25 protein-coding genes are annotated in these 25,569 nt (G+C 62.1%); 16 read left to right on the top strand and 9 right to left on the bottom strand.

Features of this window, described 5'->3' with window-relative positions; genetic code table 11:
* Positions 1-40 precede the first annotated feature (40 nt).
* A complete protein-coding gene (locus tag HWX91_RS12625; RefSeq protein WP_028194076.1) occupies positions 41-1,042 on the bottom strand; it encodes an AraC family transcriptional regulator in 1,002 nt (333 codons plus the stop codon).
* A gap of 246 nt (positions 1,043-1,288) precedes the next feature.
* Between HWX91_RS12625 and HWX91_RS12620 the strand changes: the two genes are divergently transcribed.
* The 9 genes from HWX91_RS12620 (at position 1,289) to HWX91_RS12580 (ending at position 10,026) form a co-directional block, all read left to right on the top strand.
* On the top strand, positions 1,289-2,344 hold the full coding sequence (locus tag HWX91_RS12620; RefSeq protein ID WP_028194075.1) for a beta-keto acid cleavage family enzyme: 1,056 nt from the start codon (positions 1,289-1,291) through the stop codon (positions 2,342-2,344).
* A gap of 153 nt (positions 2,345-2,497) precedes the next feature.
* Positions 2,498-3,817, top strand: coding sequence for an MFS transporter (locus HWX91_RS12615; protein ID WP_028194074.1), 1,320 nt, complete (start codon positions 2,498-2,500; stop codon positions 3,815-3,817).
* Between the two features lie 113 nt (positions 3,818-3,930).
* Positions 3,931-4,911 carry a quinone oxidoreductase family protein gene (locus HWX91_RS12610; RefSeq protein ID WP_028194073.1) on the top strand — a complete coding sequence of 327 codons (981 nt, stop codon included), beginning with the start codon at positions 3,931-3,933 and terminating at the stop codon, positions 4,909-4,911.
* 10 nt (positions 4,912-4,921) lie between these two features.
* A complete protein-coding gene (locus tag HWX91_RS12605) occupies positions 4,922-5,770 on the top strand; it encodes a TauD/TfdA dioxygenase family protein (protein ID WP_028194072.1) in 849 nt (282 codons plus the stop codon).
* 19 nt (positions 5,771-5,789) lie between these two features.
* On the top strand, positions 5,790-6,350 hold the full coding sequence (locus tag HWX91_RS12600; protein ID WP_028194071.1) for an RBBP9/YdeN family alpha/beta hydrolase: 561 nt from the start codon (positions 5,790-5,792) through the stop codon (positions 6,348-6,350).
* Entirely contained in the window at positions 6,337-6,699 is a 363-nt protein-coding gene (locus HWX91_RS12595; protein ID WP_028194070.1) for a Rieske (2Fe-2S) protein, read from the top strand. The genes HWX91_RS12600 and HWX91_RS12595 overlap by 14 nt, the downstream gene beginning before the upstream one ends.
* Positions 6,700-6,741: 42 nt before the next feature.
* Positions 6,742-8,370: a 3-(methylthio)propionyl-CoA ligase gene (locus HWX91_RS12590; RefSeq protein ID WP_028194069.1), complete on the top strand. Its 1,629-nt coding sequence runs from the start codon at positions 6,742-6,744 to the stop codon at positions 8,368-8,370.
* Between the two features lie 93 nt (positions 8,371-8,463).
* Positions 8,464-9,609: a porin gene (locus HWX91_RS12585; protein ID WP_028194068.1), complete on the top strand. Its 1,146-nt coding sequence runs from the start codon at positions 8,464-8,466 to the stop codon at positions 9,607-9,609.
* Positions 9,610-9,639: 30 nt separating this feature from the next.
* Positions 9,640-10,026 carry a BON domain-containing protein gene (locus tag HWX91_RS12580; RefSeq protein WP_028194067.1) on the top strand — a complete coding sequence of 129 codons (387 nt, stop codon included), beginning with the start codon at positions 9,640-9,642 and terminating at the stop codon, positions 10,024-10,026.
* 54 nt (positions 10,027-10,080) lie between these two features.
* On the opposite strand, the gene HWX91_RS12575 is transcribed toward HWX91_RS12580, so the two are convergent.
* A complete protein-coding gene (locus HWX91_RS12575; protein WP_028194066.1) occupies positions 10,081-10,605 on the bottom strand; it encodes a thioesterase family protein in 525 nt (174 codons plus the stop codon).
* 314 nt (positions 10,606-10,919) lie between these two features.
* On the opposite strand from HWX91_RS12575, the gene HWX91_RS12570 reads away from it, so the two are divergent.
* Together HWX91_RS12570 and HWX91_RS12565 are read left to right on the top strand one after the other, a co-directional pair.
* Complete coding sequence (locus HWX91_RS12570; protein WP_028194065.1) at positions 10,920-12,599, top strand: ABC-F family ATP-binding cassette domain-containing protein; 1,680 nt, start codon at positions 10,920-10,922, stop codon at positions 12,597-12,599.
* A 411-nt stretch (positions 12,600-13,010) separates the two neighbouring features.
* On the top strand, positions 13,011-13,691 hold the full coding sequence (locus HWX91_RS12565; protein ID WP_028194064.1) for a hypothetical protein: 681 nt from the start codon (positions 13,011-13,013) through the stop codon (positions 13,689-13,691).
* A gap of 168 nt (positions 13,692-13,859) precedes the next feature.
* On the opposite strand, the gene HWX91_RS12560 is transcribed toward HWX91_RS12565, so the two are convergent.
* Complete coding sequence (locus HWX91_RS12560) at positions 13,860-14,369, bottom strand: hypothetical protein (RefSeq protein WP_127837969.1); 510 nt, start codon at positions 14,367-14,369, stop codon at positions 13,860-13,862.
* 340 nt (positions 14,370-14,709) lie between these two features.
* The gene (locus HWX91_RS12555) at positions 14,710-15,621 is read right to left on the bottom strand and encodes a LysR family transcriptional regulator (RefSeq protein ID WP_028194062.1); all 912 of its coding nucleotides are present in this window, start codon (positions 15,619-15,621) and stop codon (positions 14,710-14,712) included.
* A 95-nt stretch (positions 15,622-15,716) separates the two neighbouring features.
* On the opposite strand from HWX91_RS12555, the gene HWX91_RS12550 reads away from it, so the two are divergent.
* Entirely contained in the window at positions 15,717-17,003 is a 1,287-nt protein-coding gene (locus tag HWX91_RS12550; RefSeq protein ID WP_028194061.1) for an MFS transporter, read from the top strand.
* A 30-nt stretch (positions 17,004-17,033) separates the two neighbouring features.
* Here the strand turns inward: HWX91_RS12550 and mug are convergent, their stop codons facing one another.
* Together mug and HWX91_RS12540 are read right to left on the bottom strand one after the other, a co-directional pair.
* Positions 17,034-17,612: a G/U mismatch-specific DNA glycosylase gene (mug, locus tag HWX91_RS12545; RefSeq protein WP_042273616.1), complete on the bottom strand. Its 579-nt coding sequence runs from the start codon at positions 17,610-17,612 to the stop codon at positions 17,034-17,036.
* A gap of 95 nt (positions 17,613-17,707) precedes the next feature.
* On the bottom strand, positions 17,708-18,469 hold the full coding sequence (locus HWX91_RS12540; protein ID WP_030099061.1) for a CerR family C-terminal domain-containing protein: 762 nt from the start codon (positions 18,467-18,469) through the stop codon (positions 17,708-17,710).
* Between the two features lie 191 nt (positions 18,470-18,660).
* On the opposite strand from HWX91_RS12540, the gene HWX91_RS12535 reads away from it, so the two are divergent.
* Genes HWX91_RS12535 through HWX91_RS12525 form a run of 3 tightly spaced genes read left to right on the top strand, consistent with a single transcriptional unit; the run spans position 18,661 to position 22,884 of the window.
* Complete coding sequence (locus tag HWX91_RS12535) at positions 18,661-19,803, top strand: HlyD family secretion protein (RefSeq protein WP_028194060.1); 1,143 nt, start codon at positions 18,661-18,663, stop codon at positions 19,801-19,803.
* Positions 19,781-21,400: an MDR family MFS transporter gene (locus tag HWX91_RS12530; protein WP_042273612.1), complete on the top strand. Its 1,620-nt coding sequence runs from the start codon at positions 19,781-19,783 to the stop codon at positions 21,398-21,400. The genes HWX91_RS12535 and HWX91_RS12530 overlap by 23 nt, the downstream gene beginning before the upstream one ends.
* On the top strand, positions 21,400-22,884 hold the full coding sequence (locus HWX91_RS12525; RefSeq protein WP_375792408.1) for an efflux transporter outer membrane subunit: 1,485 nt from the start codon (positions 21,400-21,402) through the stop codon (positions 22,882-22,884). Before HWX91_RS12530 ends, HWX91_RS12525 begins: the two co-directional genes overlap by 1 nt.
* Positions 22,885-23,052: 168 nt before the next feature.
* On the opposite strand, the gene bamE is transcribed toward HWX91_RS12525, so the two are convergent.
* From bamE to HWX91_RS12510, 3 genes are all read right to left on the bottom strand, one after another.
* The gene (gene bamE / locus HWX91_RS12520) at positions 23,053-23,439 is read right to left on the bottom strand and encodes an outer membrane protein assembly factor BamE domain-containing protein (RefSeq protein ID WP_052719745.1); all 387 of its coding nucleotides are present in this window, start codon (positions 23,437-23,439) and stop codon (positions 23,053-23,055) included.
* Between the two features lie 139 nt (positions 23,440-23,578).
* Positions 23,579-24,034 carry a DUF1269 domain-containing protein gene (locus tag HWX91_RS12515; RefSeq protein WP_028194057.1) on the bottom strand — a complete coding sequence of 152 codons (456 nt, stop codon included), beginning with the start codon at positions 24,032-24,034 and terminating at the stop codon, positions 23,579-23,581.
* Between the two features lie 154 nt (positions 24,035-24,188).
* On the bottom strand, positions 24,189-24,707 hold the full coding sequence (locus tag HWX91_RS12510; protein WP_028194056.1) for a YhbY family RNA-binding protein: 519 nt from the start codon (positions 24,705-24,707) through the stop codon (positions 24,189-24,191).
* A 282-nt stretch (positions 24,708-24,989) separates the two neighbouring features.
* On the opposite strand from HWX91_RS12510, the gene HWX91_RS12505 reads away from it, so the two are divergent.
* Entirely contained in the window at positions 24,990-25,493 is a 504-nt protein-coding gene (locus HWX91_RS12505) for a DUF1269 domain-containing protein (RefSeq protein ID WP_028194055.1), read from the top strand.
* The last annotated feature ends 76 nt before the right edge of the window (positions 25,494-25,569 follow it).

Below are 25,569 nucleotides of genomic sequence, written 5' to 3'. Positions count from 1 at the left end.
AAGGGCGCATGCGCATTGCGAGGTGTTTCGCGCAACGCGATCATTTCAGATGACTGTTGCGCCAGTCACGCGGCGTCACGCCAAAGCGTGAATTAAACCAGTTCGTGAAGGAACCCTGCTGCGAATAGCCTAGCAGTGCGGCAACCCTTCCGATGGGATAGCGTGGATTGCTCATGTAGCGCACGGCAAGTTCGCCTCTGACTTCCTCGACCAGACGCGAGAAGCTGGTCTGCGCCAGTTCAAGTTGGCGTTGCATGGTGCGAACGCTTAGACGTAGATGGCGGGCAACCCGTTCGACGGTGGCCTGCTCGATGGGCAGCAACAAGTAGATCGCCTTGCGTACTTCCAGCGCGGTCGAATCGACACCCGTCACGTTGAGTGAATCCGCGAGGCTCTCGGCATATCGCACCAGCTCCGGGTCAGCGGCGGGATTCGGGTAGTCGAGATCGGCGGCCGCACACACGAAGCCATTGAAATCGCTACCGAACTCCAACGGACAGCCGAAGAACCGGCGATGAAACGTCAGGTCCTTCGGTCCCTGATGAACAAAATGGACTGCGCGCGGTTTCCAGTGATCGCCAAGCAGGGCGCTCGAGTGGCGCCAGAGAACACCGACCGCGAGTTCGATCGCCTGATTCGTTGGGATGCCCGGCTCGACGACCAGTTCTTCGCGGATGGTAACCGTTTCGCCCACGTCCTCGACGTACACAGCAAGCGCTTCGTTCAACAGATGCCGGTACTCTGCCGTGGCCAGCAATACCTCGCGCAGTGTGCGCTTGTGCGCGAGCAGGACATTGACCACCCCGGTACCGAACTTCTGCCGGGTCTCGGCCATCTGCAGTGCGAAAGTCGGGCATGACGCCTTTTCGGCCGTCAGTTCCAGCAGTCGGCACGCAGCGGCTGCCGGAATGCGATCGTCCGGATTCGCAAGCGCTGCGGTATCGATTCCGACCTGCTGTGCAAGCTCGACCGGGTTCAGTCCGGCCCGCCGCGTCACATCGAAATAGCCGCTCATGGCCACCGAGCGCAACATCGTTTCCATTGCTGTGTCTCCGCGCCCGTCTCGCAGGCTGCGCCGCTGTGTCCGGTCATGAAATGCCTGCTGCGCGCCCATACTGGTGTTAACACGCAGTGGCATGAAATCCTAAAAGGATGGCGCCCAATCACAAAAGTGTAACGCAGGATTGCCGTATCGTGCGATCTCAACGGTTCATCATGTTCCGACCAGTTTTGATGCGGCGAGCCGTGCCGCGAGCGTCGGAACACCGTCCCCTAATTGGAGAACACGATGCAATTCCTCGACGATTCGCTGCACCCCGAGAACCAGGACAAGGTTGTCATCACGACTGCTCCCTACGGCCCGGAATGGATGCCCGAAGACTTTCCGGAAGACATTCCGGTGACGATGGAGGAGCAGATCCAGAAGGCCGTCGATTGCTACAACGCCGGCGCGACCGTCCTGCACCTGCACGTGCGTGAACTGGATGGCAAGGGCTCCAAGCGCCTGTCGAAATTCAACGAACTCATCGCGGGCGTGCGCGCGGCCGTGCCGGACATGATCATCCAGGTGGGCGGTTCGATCTCGTTCGCGCCGGAAGACGACGGCCAGGCCGCGAAGTGGCTGTCCGACGATACGCGTCACATGCTGGCCGATCTCGATCCGAGGCCGGATCAGGTGACGGTGGCGATCAACACCACGCAGATGAACATCATGGAATTGCTCTATCCGGCGTACCTGGAAGGCACCTCCTTGTCCAATCCCGCGCTCATGGCCGCTTATAGCGAAATGACGGTTCCGGCCGGTCCGGCATGGGTCGAGGAGCACCTGCGCCGCCTGCAGGCCTCGGGCATCCAGCCGCACTTCCAGCTCACGGGCATCCATGCGCTCGAGACACTCGATCGTCTGGTGCGCAAAGGCGCCTACAAGGGGCCGCTCAATCTGACGTGGATCGGGATCGGCGGGGGCTTCGACGGCCCGAACCCGTTCAACTTTTTCAACTTCGTGCACCGCGCGCCGGACGGCTGTACGCTCACGGCCGAGTCGTTGCTCAAGAACGTATTGCCGTTCAACATGATGGCGTTGTCCATGGGCCTGCATCCTCGCTGCGGCATCGAAGACACGATCATCGACCAGCACGGCAACCGGATGACTTCGGTGCAGCAGATCGAGCAGTGCGTGCGCGTGGCGCGCGAACTGGGCCGCGAGATTGCGTCCGGCAAGGAGGCGCGCGACATCTACCGCATCGGCGTGCAGTACGAAACGGTCGACGAGACGCTCGCGGCCAACGGCATGGCGCCGAATCGCAAGGTTGGCGTGAAGAATCTGCCGCTGCGCGCGGCGTGAGCGGTTGGAATGCCGCTGACGCTTTGCGGATGTCGAGTTTCAAGGTAGGGCTCCCCGGTATGCCGGGGAGGGTTGCACGGTATCCATAAAGGCCGCCTTTGCCCAACTGGTCAAAGGCGGTCGCCAACGAGCTGGACACGAAGGAGACGACTCATGTTCACGCATGCCGAGCCGACGACGGCCGATGTTTCGACGACGCAAAAAGACGTGCGCGCGTATGCGTGGGTGGTATTTGCGCTGACGGTCGGCTTGCTGCTTTCTGACTACATGTCGCGGCAGGTGTTGAATGCGGTGTTTCCGATGCTCAAGGCCACATGGAACCTTTCCGACACCCGGCTCGGTTCGCTGAGCAGTGTGGTCGCATTGATGGTCGGCGTGCTCACCTTTCCGCTGTCGGTGCTTGCCGACCGCTGGGGCCGCGTGAAGAGCATCGTCCTGATGGCGGCGATGTGGAGTCTCGCGACGCTCGGCTGCGCGCTCGCGACGAACTATGGCGAGATGCTGCTCGCGCGCGCCTTCGTCGGTATCGGTGAGGCCGCCTATGGCAGCGTCGGCATCGCCGTCGTCCTCAGTATCTTTCCGGCGCGGCTGCGCTCCACGCTCACGGCAGCGTTCATGGCTGGCGGGGCGTTTGGTTCAGTGCTGGGTATGGCGCTAGGCGGTGCAGTCGCCGCTCACCTGGGCTGGCGCGCGGCGTTCGGCGCAATGGCGGCCCTGGGGATCGTGCTGCTGGTTCTCTACCGGTTTGCCGTCACCGAAAAACGGCTGGCGCTGCTGCAGCCTGCCAGTGTGAGCCGGCAAGCGCAGGGCCACGGTGTATGCATGAGCTTGCGCGCGCTGATGAAAGGACTCTTTTCGACGAAGTCGGTCGTATGCGCCTACGTTGGCAGCGGCATCCATCTGCTGGTCCCGGCAGCCGTATGGGCGTGGATGCCCAGCTTCCTGAATCGCTACTACGGCATGTCCACCGGCAAGGCCGCCATGAGTGCGGCAATGTTCGTACTGGCAACCGCTTTCGGCATGGTGGTGTGCGGGATTCTGACCGACCGGCTCAGCAAGCATGGACGGGAAAGGAAGTGGAGCACGGCCATCGCCTTCTGTCTGATCTGTTTCGTGCTGCTCACGATCGGTTTCCGGATGCCGGCGGGTCCGGCACAGCTCGTCGTGATTGGCGCCGGCATGTTCTTCAGCGCGGGCGCGACCGGCCCCTCGGGTGCAATGGTGGCGAACCTCACCCCGCCGTCGATCCATGCGTCGGCATTTGCCACCCTGACGCTCGCGAACAACCTGCTGGGGCTGGCCCCCGCTGCCATCCTGACGGGTATCGTCGCTGACCGGGTCGGGCTGCTCGGCGCGCTGCAATTCGTGCCGTTCGCACCGCTCGTCGCAGCGGCCGCCTTCTTCATCGGCAAGCGGAATTACGGCGTCGACCTCGATCGCGTGAGTGCCCTGCGTGAACAGGCCGGCTGCTGACCCGACCGTCACCCGCGAGGTCTGGACCTGACAAGTGCGCCTGAGAGCAGGACAGGCAGGTCCGTCACGCGCCAAATAAATTCGCAGTTCAAGTAAAGGATAGGAGAATCGATATGGCAAAAGCAGTGCGTTTCCATGAAACCGGCGGACCCGAAGTATTGCGCTATGAAAACGTTGAAGTGGGCAATCCCGGTCCTGGACAGGTTCGCTTGCGCCACGAGGCAGTGGGCCTGAATTTCGCCGACACCTACTTCCGCACCGGCCTGTACCCCGTGCCGCTGCCCGCAGGCATGGGTGTCGAGGCTGCAGGCGTGGTCGAGGCAATCGGCTCCGAGGTGACCAACGTCGCGGTTGGCGACCGCGTGACCTATACCGGCTTTCTCAACACACTCGGTGCCTACAGCACGGAACGCCTGGTCCCGGCGGCGCCGCTCATCAAGCTGCCGGCTGCGATCTCCTGCGAAACCGCTGCCGGTATGACGATGCGAGGCCTGACCTCGTCATACCTGATGCGCCGCATTCATGATTTCAAGGCGGGCGACACCATCCTGCTGCATGCGGCCGCCGGCGGTGTCGGCCTGATTGTGTCGCAATGGGCGAAGCTGCTGGGCCTCAACGTGATCGGCACGGTTTCGAACGAGGCCAAGGGCGAGGTGGCTCGTGCGCATGGCTGCGACCACATCGTCTACTACAGCCGGGAGGATGTTGCGAAGCGCGTGCGCGAACTGACCAACGGCGTCGGCGTGGACGTCGTGTTCGACAGTGTCGGCAAGGATACTTTCGAGTCATCGCTCGATTCGCTCCGGCGCCGTGGCCTGATGGTCTGCGTCGGCACAGCCTCCGGGCCGATCCCGCCGTTCAATCCACAGATTCTGGCAATGAAGGGCTCGCTCTACCTGACGCGCCCCGCGCTGGCGGACTATATCGCGGACCCCGCCGAGAAGGACGCACTCGCCGGCGAACTCTTCGGACATGTCGCCGCGGGCCGCATCAAGATCGAACTCAATCAGCGTTACGCGCTGGAGGACGCGGCGCAGGCCCACCGCGACCTTGAATCGCGCAAGACGACCGGCTCGTCCGTCTTCGTCATCTGAGGAGAACAGCATGCGAGTCGAACAATTGACGTGCGCCATCGGTGCCGAACTGGTCGGCGTGAATCTTGCCGATGCCATCGACGACGACGGCCTGTTTGCAGAAATCCGCGCGGCGCTGCTCAAACACCGGGTGTTGTTTCTGCGCGATCAGAACATCTCGCGCGCCGAGCATGTTGCGTTCGCGCGCCGTTTTGGCGAACTGGAGGACCATCCCGTTGCCGGCAGCGACCCGGAATATCCTGGCCTCGTGCGCATCTACAAGAACCCGGATCAGCCCAACGACCGGTATGAAAACGCGTGGCACTCGGATGCCACCTGGCGCGAGGCGCCGCAGTTCGGCGCTGTCCTGCGCTGTGTGGCGTGCCCGCCCGTCGGCGGCGACACGATGTGGGCAAACATGGTCCTCGCCTACGAGAACCTGCCCGACCACGTCAAGCTGCAGATCGCGGACCTGCGTGCTCGCCATAGCATCGAGGCGAGCTTCGGGGCTGCAATGCCGATCGAAAAACGTCTGGCGCTCAAGACGCAATTTCCTGACGCGGAACATCCGGTTGTGCGCACGCACCCGGAGACCGATGAGCGTGTGTTGTTCGTGAACGCCTTTACCACCCATTTCACCAACTACCACACGCCGGGGCGTGTGCGCTTCGGGCAGGACGCCAATCCGGGCGCGAGTGACCTGCTGCGTTATCTCGTCAGCCAGGCCTATATCCCCGAGTACCAGGTCCGCTGGCGCTGGAAACCCAACAGCATCGCGATCTGGGACAACCGCAGCACGCAGCACTATGCAGTGATGGACTACCCGCCGTGCCACCGCAAGATGGAGCGCGCCGGAATTATCGGTGACAAGCCGTACTGATGGGCCAGGAGGCCGCTTCATGACTCTCGACACAACACCGACCATCCTGCTGGTGCCGGGCTTACGCGACCACGTCGCGGAGCATTGGCAAACGCTGCTGGAGCAAAAGTTGCCCAAAGCGGTCTCGGTGCCGCCGCTCGAGCACGACAAACTCAGTTGCGCGGCACGCGTCGCGGCGCTCGATGCCGCACTCGCGAAAATCGATGGTCCCGTGATTCTGGTTGCGCATAGCGCCGGCGTGATGATCACGGTGCATTGGGCCCAACAGCATAGCCGCAAGATTCACGGTGCATTGCTCGCCGCTCCGGCCGACCTCGAGACGCCGCTGCCGGCAGGCTATCCGGCCTTCGATGCGCTCGCTCAGAACGGTTGGCTGCCGATTCCACGCGAACCGCTGCCGTTTCCGAGCATCGTCGGTGCGAGCCGCAACGATCCGCTCGCGCAGTTCGAGCGCGCGGCGGCGATGGCGAACGACTGGGGCAGCCGGCTCGTCGACCTTGGCGAAGTCGGTCACCTGAATCCGGCCGCGGGGTTTGGTGAATGGCCGATGGCGGAGGCGCTGATCCATGAACTCGTCTGATCAGATACCGGTTGGCACGGTCGATGAAATCGGACCAGGCCAGCGAAAACGGGCCTTCATCAATGGCCGCGGCATTGTCCTTTTTAATATCGACGGCGCGATCCACGCGATTGACGACTCGTGTCCCCACCAGGGCGCCTCGGTCGCAAACGGTCATCTCGACGGGTGCGTGCTGAGCTGTCCGGCGCATGGTCTGCGCTTCGACCTTCGCACCGGTTGCATGCCGGGCGCCAGTGGCTTGAGCCTGACGACATTCCCAGTCCGTGCCGTTGACGGAAAGCTGTTCGTGAGTCTCGAGAACCCGGTCGCCGGGGCCGCGCCCGCACCGGCTTGCAATGCGGCATCGTGATCCATGCCGCGCGGGAACACACCGCCATTCAGGGGAACAAGGATGCAAGGTTTGATGATGCAGCAACCGCTGCTGATCGCTTCGCTGCTCACGCATGCTGAACGCCATCACGGCGGCCAGGAAATTGTGTCGCGACGGGTCGAGGGTGACATCCACCGGTATCGGTACCGGGATCTTGCGCAACGCGCGCGCCGCATGGCCAACGCGCTCGCAAGCCTCGGTATCCAGCCGGGCGAGCGGGTAGGCACGCTGGCGTGGAATGGCTACCGGCATATGGAGCTGTACTTCGCCGTGTCCGGGGCCGGGTCCGTATTGCATACGCTCAACCCGCGTCTGCATGTCGATCAGCTCGCGTACATCATCGAGCATGCGCAAGATCGCGTCGTGTTCTTTGACCTGACGTTTCTGCCGCTGATCGAGAGCGTCGCGCCGCGCGTCAAAAGCCCGAAAATCTTCGTCGCCATGACAGATCGCGCGCACATGCCTCGAGACCTTGATCTGGCCACGACGCTGTTGTGCTACGAGGATCTCGTCGACGGACACAGCGATGCTTTCGACTGGCCATTGCTGGACGAAAATAGCGCGTCATCGCTGTGCTACACGTCCGGGACGACCGGCAATCCTAAGGGCGTGTTATACAGCCACCGCTCGACCCTGCTGCACACCTACGCGGCGGCGTTGCCGGATTCGCTGAACTGTTCGGCGCGCGATGTGATCTTCCCGGTCGTGCCGATGTTCCATGTGAACGCATGGGGATTGCCGTACATCGCCTGCATGGTGGGGGCGAAGCTGGTGTTTCCGGGGCCGGCGCTGGATGGCAAGTCGCTTCATGAACTGATCGAGGACGAACAGGTCACGCTGTCGGCCGGCGTGCCGACTGTCTGGCAAGGACTGCTTGCGCATGTCGACGCAATTGCGGGTTCGTTTTCGTCGATGCAGCGCACGATTATCGGCGGCGCTCCCTGCCCGACGGCAATGACGGCAGTGTTCCAGGAGCGTCATCGCGTCGACGTCGTGCACGCGTGGGGCATGACGGAATTGAGCCCGGTTGGCACCGTCTGCAGTTTCAAGGCGCATCAGGTGTCTCTGCCCGTGGAAGAGCGCTACGCGCTTCAGGCGAAGCAGGGGCGCCCGGTGTTCGGCATCGACATGAAGATCGTCGATCTGGACGGCAACGCATTGCCGTGGGACGGCGCCGCAACGGGCGATCTTCTCGTGCGCGGTCATTGGGTCACGCGGGAATATTTCGGCGGTGACGACACGCCGCCGCTGCGCGACGGCTGGTTCCCGACCGGCGACGTCGCGAGGATCGATCCCGACGGTTTCATGCAGATTACCGATCGCAGCAAGGATGTCATCAAATCCGGCGGCGAATGGATCAGCTCGACCGACATCGAAAATGTCGCGTACCTGCACCCGGAAGTCGCGACAGCGGTATGCATCGCCGCGCGGCATCCGAAGTGGGACGAGCGGCCGCTGCTGCTGATTGTGAAGAAGCCAGGTAGCGCGCTCGTCGCCGAGGAACTGCTTAGCTTCTTTGACAACCGGGTTGCCAGGTGGTGGAAACCGGACGCTGTGGTGTTCGTCGAGTCGGTTCCGCTCGGTGCAACGGGCAAGATTCTGAAGAACCAGTTACGGGACCAGTTCGGCGATCATTACCTGTCGGCCTAAGACACCGGAATCGCAGCAACACAGTTTCATCAGAGCAGCAAGCCATAAGCCGCCGGGCACCGCCCGGCGAGCATAAAACCTGGAGGAGACGAAATGAAATTGAAATCAAGCTGCTTGGTAGTGCTGATAGTTTTTTCGGCGTCAGCTCATGCCCAGTCATCCGTTACGCTCTACGGCGTGGTGGACAACGGACTCCTGTATCAAAGCACGTCGGCGGCGACGTTCCAGCCGACCGCGCGTAACCAGGGGCATGTCTACCAACTGAAGGACGGCGGTATCTATTCCAGCTACTGGGGCTTGAAGGGAATCGAAGACATTGGCGGTGGCTACAGGATTACGTTCAAATTGCAAGGCTCGTTCAACACCACGACCGGCAAATTCGGGCTTTCCGACACGCCGGGCACGACCGCGCTTTTCAACCAGTATGCGACGGTCGGCGCGACCGGACCGTTTGGCACGTTCGACGCCGGCCGGCAGATCATCCCGATGATCTACGCGATGGCGGAAACCGATGTGCGCGGCGCGCAGTATTTCGGCAGCATCCTGACTGCGTGGCTCGGCATCAACCAGGCAGCGGGCTGGGCCGGCACCAGCACGAATGCGCCAATCGGCGCGCTCTATGACAGCAACGCGCTGGTGTACAGTTCGCCGAAATTCTATGGTGCTTCGCTTGCGCTGGAGTACGCGCCGGGTGGCGTCGCGGGACAGTTCCAGGGCGGCACGCGCGAGTCGGCCGTGCTCAAGTACTCGAATTACGGTCTGAACCTGTCCGCTGTGTACTACAACGGACATGACACCAATCCGTATCCGCTGACCTATCCGGCGGCTCCGGCTACGCCGGCGACAGGCCAGAGCAATAACCGCTTCTACTATTTCGGCGCGATGTATACGATCAGTGGGTTTTCCGTATCCGCCTCGTACGGCATCGGCAAGAATCCGGCGAAGAGCAGCACCGCTGACTTCGAAATGGTGTCGGGTGGCCTCGGCTACCAGTTCAATCCGCACTTCAAGATCACCTCGGGCTACTACTACCTGAAGGACCGGAACCACTCAGCGAATCATTCGAGCGAAGTATCGGTGGGTGCCGAATACAACCTGTCGCAACGGACCAAGGTATATGCGCAAGTCGGCTACGTCGACAACAAGGGGACGATGAACCAGACGATCATCTATGGGGCACCGGTTGCGCCGGGTGTCTCCACCACTGCGGCCATGATCGGCCTGCGCCATAACTTCTGATTTCGTCACCCTCATCAAGCGGAGCAATCCATGAAAACAATCAAGATACTTGGGCTGGCTGTCGTCACATTGTTTGTTTCAATGTCCATGGCCACGCGGTGCCAGGCCGGTGAGGCAGCCAGTAGCTCGTCCAGTGCGCAAGGTGCATCCGCGGCGCCGGGGTCGGGAGCAGCGGCGCCCATGGGCAGGAAAGCGGATCGTGCGCTGCGCCGGAAGGTTTATGCTGCCATCGGGAAGTACAAGGAAATCGGCGCCGGAGACATCAGTGTCATCGCGAAAGACGGCGCGGTGACACTGAATGGCACGGTCACGGAAGCTGCCCAGATCGGCAAAGTCGAGGCGATCGCGCGGGGCGTTCCCGGCGTGACGTCAGTGACCAACAAGCTGACGGTGAAGAAGCCATTTGGAGGCATGTAATCTGCCGTGGTCAGAGGCGGGGTGGTGCGGGGCGGGCGAGGCCGAAAGCGAAGACTACGTCGACGCCATACCTCCTTCAGCCGCACTCCATCCCGCAACCCATCCAGGCAACTCCGGCGACTGCTGCGTAATCTCCGCCAACTGCAGCAACTCCGCCGTCGTTACGGTGCCGCCGCTTCGCTTCAGGAAGCGTGCTCGCACCACGGCCAATGCGACTTGCACATCATCGCGCACGAACCCTTGTTCGATGAAGATATGCTTTTCATCCCAACCGATCACGCGAGTCTGGACGTTATAACGGTTGCCAAGCTCAAGCGACCGGTGAAAACGCATCGTTTCCAGCGTGACGACCGGATACCAGCCACGTGTCTTCAATTGCCGCCATAGGCCACTACGCATCATCAGATCTACGCGAGCGAGGTCCAGAATCGTGAAGTAACGGCCGTTGTTCATATGCAGCAACACATCGAGGTCGTTTAGCCAGACACGAAAAGGCGTGACACACGTATCGAGCACGTGCAGCCGACTCCGGTGACGACTGGTGAGTACCACAAGCAGCAAACGAATTAATAGACTCATGCGAAAACCTGAAGATAGGAATGCGCCGCGTGCGGCATGGAAACGTGAATGGTAGTCGCGCAGGCTGCATCCGAGGCGAAGATGGCGTAGCAAATCTGTAGAACACTCCCTCGAAAGGAGGCGACGTGCCGTAGTGAATCACGCTATAGGCAACGGCGTCGGCGCGCAGTCGCATGGATTTGCATAAGCTTTCGCTTGTGCTCGGCACGCCGGCGCCTCCCAGGCGCAAGCGGTTTTTCACCCATGCGGCCAGAAAAGAGTCAACCCGCACGTCCGGTCGGCTATCATGCCTATCCTCTCCGAAGTAGCCCTCTATGATTTCCGTCCGTAATGTCACCCTGCGCCGCGGCGTCAATGTCGTACTCGATAACGCGTCCGTCACCTTCACCCCCGGCGAAAAGGTCGGCCTGGTCGGCCGCAATGGCGCCGGCAAGTCCTCCTTCTTCGGCCTTCTCAACGGCACGCTGCACGAAGACAGCGGCGAGTTCTCGATTCCCGCTGCATGGAGGATGGGCCAGGTTGCGCAGGAAATGCCGGAGACCGAGCAAAGCGCGACCGACTTCGTAATCGAAGGTGACACGGTCCTGCTGGCCGCGCAGGCCGAAGTGGCCGCTGCCGAGGCCAGCGACGACGGCATGCGCATGGCGCACGCGTACATGGCTCTGCACGACGCCGGCGCACACGATGCTCCTGCACGTGCCCAGGCGCTGATCCAGGGCCTGGGCTTTAGCGCTGCGCAGCTCGACCAGCCCGTCAACAGTTTCTCCGGCGGCTGGCGTATGCGACTGCAACTGGCGCGCGCGCTCATGTGTCCGTCCGACTTGCTGTTGCTCGACGAACCGACCAATCACCTCGACCTCGACGCGTTGGTCTGGCTGGAAGCGTGGCTCAAGCGCTATCAGGGAACCATGGTGGTGATCAGCCACGATCGCGAATTCCTCGACGCGGTGACGCAGGTGACAGTGCACGTCGACAACGCCAAACTCGTGCGTTACGGCGGCAACTACAGCAAGTTCGAAGAAATGCGCGCCGAGCAACTGGTGTTGCAGCAGGCCGCGGTGGCGAGGCAAGCGGACAAGATCGCTCACCTGCAGAAATTCATCGACCGTTTCAAGGCCAAGGCCTCGAAGGCGAAGCAGGCGCAGAGCCGGGTCAAGGCGCTCGAACGCATGGAGAAGATCGCACCGGTGCTGGCCGATGCAGAGTTCACCTTCGAGTTCAAGGAGCCACTCAACGTCCCGAACCCGCTGTTGTCGATGCTGGACGCGAGTTTCGGCTATCCGGCGCCGGACGACGCGCCGCTGGGCACGCCGCCGACGGTCATCGTGCGGGGCATCAACCGATCCGTGCTGGCCGGCCAGCGCATCGGCATTCTTGGCGCCAACGGCCAGGGCAAGTCCACTCTGGTGAAGACGGTGGCGCATGAGCTGGCACCGATTGCCGGCGAAATCAGCGAAGGCAAAGGCCTGAACATCGGCTACTTCGCACAGCAGGAACTCGATGTGCTGCGTCCTCTGGACACGCCGCTGGAACACATGATCCGTCTTGCCAGGGACACGCCGGCGCACCTGCGCGCGCCTGGCCAGAGCGGCACCGAACAATCGCTGCGAACCTTCCTCGGCACCTTCAACTTCAGTGGCGACATGGTCCATCAGGCGGTCGGCACGATGAGCGGCGGCGAAAAGGCGCGTCTCGTGTTGTGCATGATCGTGTGGCAGCGTCCCAACCTGCTGCTGCTCGACGAACCGACCAACCACCTCGACCTGGCCACACGCGAAGCGCTCGGCATGGCGCTCAACGAATTCGAAGGCACGGTGATGCTGGTCAGTCACGACCGGTCGCTGCTGCGCGCGGTATGCGACGAGTTCTGGCTCGTCACCAAGGGTGGCGTCGAGCCATTCGACGGCGATCTGGACGATTACCAGCAGTTCCTGCGCGACGAAGCCCGTCGCATGCGCGAACAGGCGGCCGGGGAGCAGAAGGTAGTCGCCTGAACTAACCCCCTGGCAGTTCCAGTCTGGAAGCTGCCAGCCTCGGCCGGAAAGACGCCCGTATAAAAGGCCTCGGTCTGCTCTGGCGTGCCGCCGCAATCGCCCGCCTCATTGGCATCGCAAAACTCAACGGCGTCGATCCTGACGCTTATCCGCGCTTCGTGCGTACACGCATCGCCGACCCCGATCAACCGAATCAACGAACTCACACCGTGGGTCGTTGGCGCTCAGTTCGGCTCCGCAACCTGAAGAATCGCAATCTCCAATCAGGACGCCGCTGGTGTCACGCTTACTGCACACCGTAGGAAACGCTTGGGAAACGATTGCCTCGTAACCTGGCGGGAGGACGAAGCCAGGCTCGCCAGCAGGCTCTGACGGGGGCTCTCCGCGAACGAATGACAAACGGGAGGTTTCATGTACACCAAGGGCAACGCCACCGTTATGAACAAATGGGTTCGGGCTTTTTTCGACGGCCCTGAGCATTCGGGCAAGAAGTCGGATAACAAGCGATACGATGAACCACCGGCCGAGGGTTTGACATTAAAGGAAGGGCAAGCGGACAGGAGAAATACCAATCAGCCGCTTGCCGGTGAGATACGCCAGACGATTCAAGGCAAGAGGCAGCTGCTAACGAGTCTCTTGCAGAGGCCGCCCACTCCCGCTGAGATGGGTGAAATTATTAAAAAGCAGGGACTCCGAGGCGGCAATTGCGCCGAAATGACATGGCTTCTCTGTTTCGCCTTTCAAAGCAAGAAATTAAACATATGGATCGCCATCATCGACGATCCCGGAGACCACCAGTTCTGCATCCTGATGAAGGGCACGCCCGCGTTCGGTTCGATCAAGACGATGGACTACGCGGGTGACGACCAGTGGATCATCGATCCGTGGGCCAACATCGTCTGCAAGCCGGCCGAGTTCTTTACCGCCTTTGGCGACAAGATGAAAAAGTGGACCGACCATGGCAAACGGATTGGTGTTCCAAATAGCGCGAAGACCGGGTACGTTTGGACGCCGGGCACGGATGCAAAGTACTTCAAGGACAACACCGAATCCGGCTTGCAGTACCGGAAAGGGTGGGGCTTCGCGACCTGATTACAAGCCGCAAACTCTCAACGATCAACAGGCTGCGACCCGGTGCCCCGGCCGTAGCCGCCGAGGGTGACAGATCGATGTTTCCCGTTCAACTGGTCGCGCCGATTATGCCTTTATGCAGGTAGCCCCGCGCGAACTGATCATCGCCGGCTTTTTTACTGGTAAATCTCAGCACGAAAAACTCCCACTTGTCGCCGGAACGTTTGCCGAACGTGGTCGCGATCTGTTCGTCTTGCTGTCTGCGCTGTTCGTCGCGGCCGCCTTGGCCCGCGCTTGCCGCATTGGCATGCACGGCGAGGCACACACGCCGTCCGCAGTGACGGAGCCGGCGCCGAACGTGCAGCCGTCCATTGCAGCGGTAAACATCCACTCGGCGCTCTTGTGCAGAACGCCGCCGCAAGTTTTATTCTGCATATAGGGCAAGTAGTACGCGCGCAGGGCGAATGGGTCTTTGTTACCACCCCTGACCAGCGCGAAGACGTCGCCTGTCGTTGAATTCGCGTTCGGCACTTTTTTCACGGTGACGGGACTGACAGGCGCTGGCCTGATAACGAACGCTTCCCCGCCGACAGCCGGAAGCAGATATTCCTGGCGAAGCACGTTTATGCTCGGATAAACCACATTATTCGAAAGAAAATCGTACGGATCACGCTGGAACTCTTCCTGAGGGGTGCTCATAGTCGTAGTTTGTCCATGGAGAGTGCGTGAGGAAACCGGCCCAAAAGGTGTGACAACCGGCCAGACCGGGTCGAGGAGGATTTCGCCCGTTTCCGTACGCGGGCACCTTCGCCGAAATGATTGCGCAGGCGCGTTCCCAAGTCGTTTCCGTAATCTACTTATCGCCTTCGTCCAGTTGCTCCCTGGCGGCGAGACTGTTGAATCCGCCCCGCATGCCGGTGGCGCGTCAGTGCGCGACGCGCTCGTGCATTGCCGGGATTTGCTGGCTGTTCAAACTGATTCCGTTAGCGCGGCCGGATAGACGGAACCAGACCCGCCCGGACAGAGCGAGGCTGAGCGGCTACGCGCTGCGCTCCAGATCGCTCTCCATTTTCTCCACAAGCGCGTCGCGCATCAACGCAACGGGCCGCACCAGGCGACCGGGCAGCATGCCGTGCACGAGCCACACGTTGAGCACGTTGTGGAAGTCCGTCACGTCGATGCGCTGCAGCGATTCACGGTAGGCGCTGCGCTCCAGCATTTCCGGCACGGCGAGCCCGATGCCCATGCCCCGGGCCACCAGCGAAAGCTGCAACTCGGACCCAAACGCCTCGACCGCGACGTTGAACTGCAAGCCGGCCGACGACATCGCCCGACTCAGCGCGGACCGCATCCCGCAGCCGTCCTGGTTCAACACCCATGGATGACGCGAAAGCTCGGCGAGCGTCGTCGGTTCGTCGGTCAAGCCGAAAGAACGCGGCGCCACAACGATGGCCCGTTTGTCGCCGAGTCGCGCGGCCGTCATCGCTTCGGGCAGGGGAATGCCGACGGGTAACAACACGACGGCCGCATCCACGGCGCCACGCTCCACGTTCTGCAACAAGCCCGGCGACCAGCCGGCGGTCACGCGCAGCGTCAGCTTCGGAAAGGCACTACGCAAACGGTCGACGGGCCGTTCGAGCGCGAGTTCGGATAGAAACGGTGGGACGCCGATTCTCAACTCTCCGGTCGATTCGCTATCGGGCGACGCCACGGCCATCAGGTCGTCGACGGCGCGCAGTACCGTGCGCGCCAGACCGTACACCTCATTGCCCGCCGCGGTCGGCTTGAGCGGTTTGCTCTGGCGGTCCAGCAGCTCCGCGCCGAGCATGGTCTCCAGATTCTGAACGCGGCGCGTGAGCCCAGGCTGCGTGAGAAACAGCTTCTCCGCCGCCCGCACCATCGATCCGCTTTCGACCACCGCCACGAAAGCCTGCAAGTCACGCGTGTTCATAACTAACTCGCATAAAGATTATCGACATATTTCAATTGTCGCATAACATCGTCATCCGTACGATAAGCCGGAGCTAATTCAACCGGAGTGGAACGATGAATCAACCTGCCGAGACGCCTGCGCGGCCCTTGCCTCCCTTGTCTGCCGCGACCGTACCTTCGCCGGCGCCGGCTGCCGGCCTGACCGCGCCGCTCACGCTGTTTTTCGCGGCGGCGGTCGGATTGATCATCGTGAACCTGACGGCGGCGCAACCATTGACGGGGCCCGTCAGCCGCGCGCTGAACCTGCCGCCCGAACTCGCCGGCCTGATCGCCATGCTGCCGCAGTTGGGCTACGCGGCCGGGCTGCTTCTGCTCGTGCCGTTGTGCGATCTGCTCGAGAACCGCAAGCTTATTTTTCGGACGCTGATGTGCTGTGCGGTGTTTCTCGGCATTGCGGCGCTCGCCCGGTCGGGTTGGCTGTTTCTCCTGTCGGTGTCGCTGGCGGGCGCGACGTCGAGCGTGATTCAGATGCTCGTGCCGATGGCGGCGTCGATGGCGCCTGAACACGGACGTGGGCGGGCAATCGGCAACGTGATGAGCGGGCTGATGATCGGGATTCTGTTGTCACGCCCACTTGCCAGTGTGATCGCGGGATCGTTCGGCTGGCGCGCGTTCTTCGGCATCGAGGCGTGCGCCGACGCGCTGCTTGCCGTGGTCCTGTACACCCAGTTGCCGACCCACCGGCCGCTCGCAACGGCCCGTTATCCAGCGTTGCTGCGCTCCCTGTGGACGCTGCTGCGCACCGAACCCATCCTGCAACGCCGCGCCACGCTGGCGGCGCTCGGGCTTGGCGCGTTCAGCGCGTTCTGGACCGCCATCGCCTTGTTGCTGGCGCAGCCGCCGTTCTCGCTCGGCATGCACGGCATCGCCGGGTTTGCACTGGCGGGTGCGAGCGGGGCGATCGTCACGCCACTCGCCGGTTATCTCGGCGATCGCGGGGCGCAGCGCATCACACAACTGATCGCGCATCTGTTGATGATTGCGGCTGTGCTCGTCATGGGCGCGGCCGGTGCGGGCTGGGGCGGATTCCCGGTCACCACGCATCCCGGTCTCGCACTCGCGCTGCTAGTTGCCGGCGCGGCAGCGCTCGACGCGGGTCTGATCACCGATCAAACGCTCGGACGGCGCGCGATCAATCTCATCAACCCGGCGGCGCGCGGCCGATTGAATGCGCTCTTCGTGGGTATTTTCTTTATCGGCGGCGCGCTCGGTGCGTTGCTATCGGGGGCGGCCTGGGCGTGGGCCGGATGGAGTGGCGTTTGCATCGTGGTATTGGGGTTCACGATTGCGGCGCTTCTGTTCGGATTCTTTGACCGGGCCAAAGCGTCGCGCCAGAACTGACCATCTTCAGTTTGATAAACGGGGCAGATCTCACTGACGCGGAACATCGCGCAGACCTGCTTCGGCCGGCGCCAGGGCCAGACGGAGTTCCCGATAGGCCGTCACCAGCGCGTCAAGGCTAAATGTCCGGTTCAGGCCGCTGGGATTGGGCAACACCCATACGCGGGCGCCGCCGAATAATGCCGGTTGCGGACCCCAGTCGATGTCGCGCGTGCCCGACATCGCGCTGAGCGCCATCTTGCCGAGGAAGGCAACGCAGTGCGGCGCATATCCTTCGATCTTCCGCTCGAATTCGATCGCGGCGGCTTTGAATTCCCCTTGCGACAGTTCGTCCGCTCGTGCGGTCGGCCGCGAGACCACGGTGGTCAGCCCACAGCCGTACTGCAGGATTGTGCGATCGTCTTGAGGATCGATCTGTCCAGGCGTAAAACCGGCCAGATGAAGGGTCCGCCAGAACCGATTGCCTCTGCCGGCAAAGTGCCGGCCGGTCGACGCCGCACGGAGACCCGGATTGATGCCGCAAAACACCACTGATAAACCCGGCGCCAGGATATCGGAAAGACCTTGAAGCGAATCGGAGTGAGTCACGGATGGGCTAAGCCTTTTCATGGAGTGCATTCGCGCGACAGCGGTTCGAAGGTAAGTCCACCTAGACCCTTTCTCGTCAGGACCACGAATGCCGCCTTGATCGCGGTGTTTGGGGATCACGGCTGCTTGCGTGGCTTTTCCTTCACCGTGCGAGCCACGGCAGCGGCACACCCCTCGTCACGTTCCCGGCTCCATTGTTCGAGCAATATGCGCGTCTGGTCGCGGATGGTCGACTTGATCTGTTCCATGTTCTCCGCGTCCATGCTTTTCCAGCCGAGCATCGACAGCGTTGAGCGTTGCGCGACGTGGAAAATCACCAGTTGCCCATGCAGGCTGAAGTTGCGGATCAGCGTGACCGGATCATCGGCGGCGCGCCCGGAAATTCGCGCGACGAGCGCTGCGGTTGCATTGGTGAGCGGCTGACGGATCCGGCTCGCCAGAATCCGCGTCGCGCTTTCGGGTTCCTGTCCGGCCTGCTCGCGCGCGAAGAAAAGCCGCCGGCCGCGATTCTCGCCTTTCGCGAAAACGCCGTCCGCGACCGCTCCCTGAATGCGGATGTAGGCGTCGATCAGCGCCGCGGTGCCGGCGTTTTCACGCAATGCTTCCTGCGCATCCGCGATAGCTGGCCCGAAGGTCTTCCACGCATCGTCGGCGAGCGCTTCGACGCACGCGCGATACACCCCTTCCTTGTTCTCGAAGTAATACTGCAGCGCGGGTGCGTTGACGCCCGCGAGAGCCGCGATGTCGCGCGTCGAAGCGCCTTCAAAACCATGTTCGCCGAACAGTTCTACCGCCGCTTCGATGATTCGCCGACGCGTCTCGTCGCCGCGCGCATAGCCGCCTTCCGGCGGACGGCGCAGCCTCTTTGCGGTGTTCATGCATTGCTCTCCGCGTTTCTTTTCGTTGCGCCCCAAAGGCATTTCTTTGACGGGAGCGCCCCTTAGTAAGTCTTTGTGGGGAAGGGCGCCTCGGCCAGAACCTCTGGGAGGATTTCTTCCGAAATATATCACTTGACACAATTGTACCAACTGGAATAATTTTGCCGGACAGAAATAATTGGACTAACAAGATGTCAACCACCGCAGGTTCTCCCTCCCGTCCGCTACCGGCAGAAGATACGCCGGCATCAAATGCCAGGCGTCCCAGCCGGCGAACGGTGCTGCTCGCGCTCGGCATCGTCGCGCTGATTGTCGGGGCCGTCTGGTTCGCCCGCTGGTGGACGGTGGGGCGCTTTATCGAATCCACCGACGACGCCTATTTGCAGGCCGACAGCGTCACGGTCGCGCCCAAGATCGCCGGCTACGTCACGGAGGTTTACGTCGCGGACAACCAGGTCGTGAAGCCCGGCGACCCGCTGGTGCATCTCGACGCCCGCCAGTATCAGGTCGCGCTCGACCAGGCGCGGGCCACGATCGATGCGCGCAAGGCCGATATCGAACGCGCGCAGGCGGACATCAAGCAGCAGCAGTCCAATATCGCGCAGGCACAGGCACAGCAGCAGGTCGCGCAAGTGAACGCCCACCATGCGAGCGACGAAGTGCGGCGCTATGCGCCGCTCGTCGCAACCGGCGCCGAAACGAGTGAACGGCTGGCGGAACTGACCAGCAGCCGTGATCAGGCAAACGCCACGCTTGCCGCAAACGCCGCAGCGGTCGCCGCCGCGCGCTCGCAGATCGGCTCGGCCACCGCGCAGCTCGCGCAGGCACGCGCACAACTTGAAGCGGCCGAGGCAAGCGCGCAGCAATCGCAACTCGATCTCGACAACACCGTGGTGCGCAGCGTGCTCGGCGGCAAGGTCGGCGATCGCACCGTGCGGGTGGGTCAGTACGTGCAGCCCGGCACGCGGATGCTGACGGTCGTGCCGGTGCAGAACACCTATCTGCTGGCCAATTTCAAGGAAACGCAAGTGGGCCGGATGCGTGTCGGCCAGCCGGTGGAATTGCACGTCGACGCGTTGCCCGGTCATACGCTGCATGGCGTGATCGACAGTTTCTCACCCGGCACGGGCTCGCAATTCGCGTTGCTGCCGCCGGAGAACGCCACCGGCAACTTCACGAAGATCGTGCAGCGCGTGCCCGTGCGGATTCGCATCGATACGGGTGCGGAGACCCGCAGCGTGCTCCTGCCGGGACTCTCGGTAACCGTGGATGTCGACACGCGTTCCGCGCGCGATCGTGACTCACGCATTGATGCCGAGAATCATCGTGGCTGAACCGGGCAACGCTACGTCCGCGAACCCGGCCGCACCGCACGCCGAAGAGCGTGCCAGCGTAGGTGACTGGATCGCCGTCGCGGCAGGCGCGCTAGGCGCCTTGATGGCGACGCTCGACATCTCGATCACGAACTCCGCGCTGCCGCAGATTCAGGGCGAAATCGGCGCTACCGGCACGGAAGGCACGTGGATTTCAACCGGCTATCTGATGTCGGAAATCGTGATGATTCCGCTTGCGGCATGGCTCACGCGCGTGTTCGGCCTGCGCAATTTCCTGCTGGCGAATTCCGCGCTGTTCATCGCGTTTTCAATGATGTGCGGCTGGTCGCACACCTTACCCATGATGATCGCCGGCCGCATCGGCCAGGGTTTCACCGGCGGCGCGCTGATTCCAACGGCGCAGACCATCATCCGTACGCGCCTGCCGCTATCGCAGTTGCCGGTCGGCATGACCATGTTCGGCCTGATCGTCTTGCTCGGACCGCTGCTCGGGCCGGTGGTCGGCGGCTGGCTCGCGGAGAACATTAGCTGGAGCTGGTGCTTCTTCATGAATCTGCCGATCTGTCTGGCGCTGATGACGCTGTTGATCGTCGGTCTGCCGTCGGACCGGCCGCACTGGGAGGCGTTTCTCAAGGCGGACTGGCTCGGCATCGTCGGCCTCGCGATCGGTCTGAGTTCGCTGACCGTCGTGCTCGAGGAAGGTCAGCGCGAGCGCTGGTTCGAATCCTCGATGATCGTCGCGCTCACCAGCTTGTCGGTCTTCGGCATGCTCCTGATCGCCGCTTCGCAAATGACCGCGAAGAAGCCGATCGTGCGCCTGAGCCTGATGCGCAACCCGAATTACGCGAGCGTGATTGTGATTGTGTCCGCGGTCGGCGCGGCGCTGTACGGCGTGTCGTATCTGGTGCCGCAATTTCTCGGCGTGGTGGCGGGCTACAACGCGGAACAGTCCGGCGCGATCATGCTGCTTTCCGGGCTGCCCGCTTTCATGATCATGCCGATCCTGCCGCGTCTGCTTGGCAAAGTCGATTTCCGCGTGCTGGTGATCACTGGGCTGGTGTTGTACGCGATCAGTTGCATGATCGACATCAGCCTGACCGCGCAGAGCGTCGGACACGATTTCGTCTGGTCGCAACTGATACGCGGCACCGCGCAGATGCTCGCGATGATGCCGCTCAATCAGGCGTCGATGGCGGCCGTATCGCGCGAAGATTCCGGCGACGCCGCCGGTCTGTACAACATGGCGCGCAACCTCGGCGGGTCGATCGGCCTCGCGATCATCGGCACCGTGATCGACCGGCGCACCACGTTTCATACCGCGATGATCCGCGAGTCCGTCAGCGCCAATTCGCTGATCGGCCAGGAGAGCCTGGCGGGGAGCGCGGCGAACTGGTTCGCCCACACGGGCGACATGGCGTACTCGCAGATGCGCGCGCTTGGGCAACTCGGGGCACAAATCCAGCAGCAGGCCGTCGTGATGACCTATTCGGAAACCTTCTATCTGCTCGGCATCGCGCTGCTCGCCTGCATTCCGCTTGCGCTGTTTCTGAAAACGCCGCGCCGCAATGCGCCGTCGCCTTCGTCTGCCGGACACTAATGTCTTATTCCAACATGATGTTTATTCGTCCCTCGTGTTTCGCCCTGACTGCCGCCGCGCTTCTGTCCGCCTTGTCGGCTTGCACGGTCGGCCCGGATTATCACGGCGCGCCCGTGGTTGCACAGGACGCCCGCAACAGTACGACCTTCGTGCGTACGCCGGCCTCCGGCATGGCTGCAACGCGCGCGCCGAACCAGTGGTGGCTCGCGTTCAACGACCCGCAGTTGAACGATCTGATTGCCGCCGCCTTTGCGCACAGTCCCGACGTGCATATCGCACAGGCGCGGCTGCGGGAATCGCGTTCGCAATTGCAGGTGCAACGTGCGAACGAGTTGCCGAAGGTGTCAGGCGCAGTCGCCGCGGTGCGCATGCGCGAGCCTGATCTGAGTTCGCTCAGTTCGGGGAGCTCCTCAGGCGGAAGTGGCTCTTCGACGGGGCGCGGTCCGCTGCAGCTCTATACCGCGGGATTCGACGCCACGTGGGAAATCGACCTGTTTGGCGGCACACGGCGCGCGATCGAAGCGGCGTCGGCGGATGCGCAAGCAGTCGACGCCGATCTTGCGGACACCCAGGTATCGCTCGCAGCCGAGGTTGCGCAGACCTACGTGGAACTACGCGATCAGCAGACGCGGCTTGAACTCGCACGGCGTCAGGCGGAAACCGAGCAGAAGATGTTGACGCTCACGCAGCAGCGGCGTGAACGCGGTACGGCGGCGGACATCGATGTCGAACGCCTGAGCACGCAGGTCGAGAATACGCGCGCGACGTTGATTCCACTGGATGCCCAACTCACCGATTCGCTCGACCGCCTGGCCGTGCTCACCGGCCGTGAACCGGGCGCGCTGGACGCACAGCTTGCCGCCGCGCGGCCGCTGCCGGTGTTGCCGGAGACGGTCGCCGTCGGCGATCCGTCGGTGATGCTGCAACAGCGCCCCGACATTCGTGCGGCGGAACGGCGTCTTGCATCGAGCAATGCGCAGATCGGTGAACACATCGCCGATTTTTTCCCGAAGGTGACGTTGCTCGGCGATATCGGCTTTAGCGCGGGCGATCCGGGCCACCTCGTGCGCAAGAACAATTTCAGTTGGATCGGTGCGCCCTATTTGCAATGGAATGCGCTCGATTTTGGGCGCACGCTGGGCAGCGTGCACGCGGCTGAAGCATCGCGAGACGAAGCCGAGGCGCGTTATACCAAAGCGGTGCTCGGCGCGTTGCAGGACGCGAATTCATCGCTCTCGCGTTATGGGCATCAGCGTGAGCACGTCGTCGCGTTGCAAAAGGTGGAGGCATCCGCAACGCACTCGGCCACGCTGATGCGGCAGCGCTATTCCGCGGGCGTCGCTACATTGATCGATCTGCTCGATACGCAACGCACGGAATTCACCGCGCAGCAGAACGTCGTGGCCGGGCAGGCCGAGTTGCTGAAGGACTTTGTGTCGCTGCAGAAAAGCCTCGGCTTAGGCTGGCAAGCGCCGCAAACTTAGTGTGCCGCCGCCGTTTTTCGCTCAGAAGGTTTCCCGATCCGCTTTTGCCGCATCGGCTGCGAGCGCCGGTGCTTTGTCAGCCAGGGTGGCTGGAACAAGCTTCGGTCGGGGGGCGCGACGCGCGGCAGCAATCAACTGAAGGCGGATGAGCGCCCCGCGCCCGTTTACTTATGGCTGCCGGGGCGTCTGCGGAGCGAAGCCCGAAGAAACGGTATGTGAGTCCCGCAATATGCCGTCCGGCCCGAACTCGAAACTGATCGTGGCGGTAGGCGCGGCATTGTTGCCGCCCACTGTCGGATTCAGGTTCGAAAGAAAAAGCGCCGAAAGCGGCCGTGCCTCGGTGGATGCATACACCAGGAACGTCGATCCATTTTGCAGGATGGAGCTTGACGACGGCGTGCCCAATCTCGCAAGCACTTGCTGCTCGGTCGTTACGCCCGGTTTGAAGTCCGATACGTCCTCGGGTTTAATCTGCTGCGCCATTGTCGACGTGCAGCCGGCCAGCAAACACACGTATACGATCGACAGACTCATTATGGTTCGCAAGCCGCTCATGCCACCTCTCCTTCGTCGAGTGTCTGGGTCATTTTCATCAATCCGGAACGGATGCGATCATAACAGGCCGCGTGGACGGTTTAATGTCCGATGCGTCAATCCAGAACCCTATCAGGCCGGTGCACTGCGCTTGCCCGGTTCACGCACCTAGTGGCTTGCGGTAGACGATTCCATGATGAGCGGCAACGACTTTGTCGAGCGCTGCAGGCGTCGCTTCGCGAGCCTCGAGAATGATTGCAAACGATCCCGGCGCGAAGTCGCCGCTGACGGAGTCGACGAATTCATGATCCAGGATGTCGACGAGCGCAACGCCGGCTAACCCGGTACTCGCCCCTATCGTGAAACCGAGCAGGGCGCCGGACGGTCCACCGAGCATGCCAATCAGGCCGCCCGTTATGGCACCGATTACAACGCCCCAGAATGGCTGTGTCTTCGTGCCGAGCAGGCTCACTTTTCCGGCCAGGTCTTTTTGAACCATCACGCCGCTGTCGATCTTGAAGTTCGCGTCTTCTCCCTCGAGTGTCCGGAAATCCGCGGCAGCTTTTTCCGCATCGGTGACGTTGCTGAAAACCGCGACGATCAATTGTTGGGTCATCGTAAAGTACCTCTCATGAAAAAATTCATGCGTTACAGGTTGCCTTTCGGATGAAGTGCACTGGCGTCACGCATGAATACTGCTCGAAAGGAAGTACCAGTGCAATGCGCACGAGATTGGTTTGCACATGCTTCGCGGGCCATCGGCGTGCGGATTATTTGTGGCCCTGACTCTGGCGCTTCGCGCTCGTCTGGCGTTTCTTCGCACGTTTGACGTTGCCGCCCGCGGTCACGCGCTCGTTGCCGCGGACCAGCAGTTTTCGACGCTTCGAACGGCGTATCGCCGGTGCATTGGGCGAGCGCTTGACGACCTTGACGACGCGCGGCGCAGCACCTTTCCTCGCCACGCCGGTATCCGCGCGGACGCCATGCACGCCGCGCATGGCATCGGACTCGCTCGCTTCAGGTTTCCAGATCACCAGCAGCTTGCCGATATGCTGGATTGGGGCGGCATCGAGGCAGCCGCAAATCTGCTCGCAGATTGCATCGCGTGCGCCGCGGTCGTCGTCCGACACGCGGATCTTGATCAGATTGTGCGCTGCGAGGTGGACGTCGATTTCGGCGAGCACAGCATCGGTCAGCCCTTCGGCGCCGATCAGGACGACGGGCTTGAGCGCCTGCGCCTCGGTGCGCAGCGCGGCGCGCTCGGCGGGAGTCAGAGAAAGGGCGGGCATCGGGACGATGAAACGAGTATGGCCACACCAGAGAGAGCTAGCTGTCTGACATTCTCGCCGCGATTAGCGGCTCGCATCAATAGGCGTTGAAAACGATAGTAACTATCGGGCGAATTGATAAGTACATCGACATTTCGGTCTCTATTGCCCGCGTTCATCCTGACTATAATCAACGGGTCCAACCTCGACTTCTGGACCCGCCGGCCTGAGGCGCGGATGGCGTAGCTGTCATCTCCGAATTCACGTTCTGATCACCACCTTCCACTCTGTTGAGGCCATGTCATGTCTACGTTGATTGCGATTACCTACCAGGACTTGGCGGTTGCAGAAGAGGCATTGAAGGAGTTGCAGACACTGCAAAGCGAATACCTTTTGCAACTGCAGGATGCGGTCGTCGTTGAGCGCACGGCCGACGGCAAAATCAAATTACATCAGACGGTAAACCCAACCGCGGCAGGTGCGCTGAGAGGGGCATTCTGGGGCGGCCTGATCGGTTGGCTGTTTCTCAATCCGTTGCTGGGCGCCGCGGTGGGATCGGCATCCGGGGCATTGGCGGGCAAATTGAGCGAGCACGGTGTCAATGACAATTTCATGAAGTCGCTGGAGCAAAAAATACAGCCTGGTGCGGCCGCGCTGTTTGCGCTGCTTAAGGATGTGACGCTGGATAAAGTGGAAGCCGATCTCGCGAAACTGGGCGGGACTGTGCTCTACACCAATCTTTCGCTGGATGACGAATTGAAGCTGGTGGAGGCGCTGTCCAAAGCCCAAACCACAACGAATGGATAGCATGGTTCGGACACGCAGCGAGTGCTGTCACGTGCGGTGTTACCGGCCCGGGCGCGCGACGCGCAGTTCCGGCACA

The organism is Paraburkholderia fungorum (genome assembly GCF_902833645.1).
GTDB classification, from domain to species: domain Bacteria; phylum Pseudomonadota; class Gammaproteobacteria; order Burkholderiales; family Burkholderiaceae; genus Paraburkholderia; species Paraburkholderia fungorum.
Note: the sequence above shows the minus strand (reverse complement) of the source record. Positions and strands in the feature narration are given on the sequence as shown.

Bases quoted from the DNA above. Each gene is read 5' to 3' on its own strand.
- HWX91_RS12595 (WP_028194070.1), top strand. From the start codon at position 6,337: ATGAACTCGTCTGATCAGATACCGGTTGGCACGGTCGATGAAATCGGA.
- HWX91_RS12525 (WP_375792408.1), top strand. From the start codon at position 21,400: ATGTCTTATTCCAACATGATGTTTATTCGTCCCTCGTGTTTCGCCCTG.
- HWX91_RS12555 (WP_028194062.1), bottom strand. From the start codon at position 15,621: ATGAACACGCGTGACTTGCAGGCTTTCGTGGCGGTGGTCGAAAGCGGA.
- HWX91_RS12610 (WP_028194073.1), top strand. From the start codon at position 3,931: ATGGCAAAAGCAGTGCGTTTCCATGAAACCGGCGGACCCGAAGTATTG.
- HWX91_RS12565 (WP_028194064.1), top strand. From the start codon at position 13,011: ATGTACACCAAGGGCAACGCCACCGTTATGAACAAATGGGTTCGGGCT.
- HWX91_RS12540 (WP_030099061.1), bottom strand. From the start codon at position 18,469: ATGAACACCGCAAAGAGGCTGCGCCGTCCGCCGGAAGGCGGCTATGCG.
- HWX91_RS12530 (WP_042273612.1), top strand. From the start codon at position 19,781: ATGCCGAGAATCATCGTGGCTGAACCGGGCAACGCTACGTCCGCGAAC.
- HWX91_RS12550 (WP_028194061.1), top strand. From the start codon at position 15,717: ATGAATCAACCTGCCGAGACGCCTGCGCGGCCCTTGCCTCCCTTGTCT.
- mug (WP_042273616.1), bottom strand. From the start codon at position 17,612: ATGAAAAGGCTTAGCCCATCCGTGACTCACTCCGATTCGCTTCAAGGT.
- HWX91_RS12560 (WP_127837969.1), bottom strand. From the start codon at position 14,369: ATGAGCACCCCTCAGGAAGAGTTCCAGCGTGATCCGTACGATTTTCTT.
- HWX91_RS12575 (WP_028194066.1), bottom strand. From the start codon at position 10,605: ATGAGTCTATTAATTCGTTTGCTGCTTGTGGTACTCACCAGTCGTCAC.
- HWX91_RS12510 (WP_028194056.1), bottom strand. From the start codon at position 24,707: ATGCCCGCCCTTTCTCTGACTCCCGCCGAGCGCGCCGCGCTGCGCACC.
- HWX91_RS12605 (WP_028194072.1), top strand. From the start codon at position 4,922: ATGCGAGTCGAACAATTGACGTGCGCCATCGGTGCCGAACTGGTCGGC.
- HWX91_RS12580 (WP_028194067.1), top strand. From the start codon at position 9,640: ATGAAAACAATCAAGATACTTGGGCTGGCTGTCGTCACATTGTTTGTT.
- HWX91_RS12625 (WP_028194076.1), bottom strand. From the start codon at position 1,042: ATGGAAACGATGTTGCGCTCGGTGGCCATGAGCGGCTATTTCGATGTG.
- bamE (WP_052719745.1), bottom strand. From the start codon at position 23,439: ATGAGCGGCTTGCGAACCATAATGAGTCTGTCGATCGTATACGTGTGT.
- HWX91_RS12515 (WP_028194057.1), bottom strand. From the start codon at position 24,034: ATGACCCAACAATTGATCGTCGCGGTTTTCAGCAACGTCACCGATGCG.
- HWX91_RS12585 (WP_028194068.1), top strand. From the start codon at position 8,464: ATGAAATTGAAATCAAGCTGCTTGGTAGTGCTGATAGTTTTTTCGGCG.
- HWX91_RS12535 (WP_028194060.1), top strand. From the start codon at position 18,661: ATGTCAACCACCGCAGGTTCTCCCTCCCGTCCGCTACCGGCAGAAGAT.
- HWX91_RS12600 (WP_028194071.1), top strand. From the start codon at position 5,790: ATGACTCTCGACACAACACCGACCATCCTGCTGGTGCCGGGCTTACGC.
- HWX91_RS12570 (WP_028194065.1), top strand. From the start codon at position 10,920: ATGATTTCCGTCCGTAATGTCACCCTGCGCCGCGGCGTCAATGTCGTA.
- HWX91_RS12505 (WP_028194055.1), top strand. From the start codon at position 24,990: ATGTCTACGTTGATTGCGATTACCTACCAGGACTTGGCGGTTGCAGAA.
- HWX91_RS12615 (WP_028194074.1), top strand. From the start codon at position 2,498: ATGTTCACGCATGCCGAGCCGACGACGGCCGATGTTTCGACGACGCAA.
- HWX91_RS12620 (WP_028194075.1), top strand. From the start codon at position 1,289: ATGCAATTCCTCGACGATTCGCTGCACCCCGAGAACCAGGACAAGGTT.
- HWX91_RS12590 (WP_028194069.1), top strand. From the start codon at position 6,742: ATGCAAGGTTTGATGATGCAGCAACCGCTGCTGATCGCTTCGCTGCTC.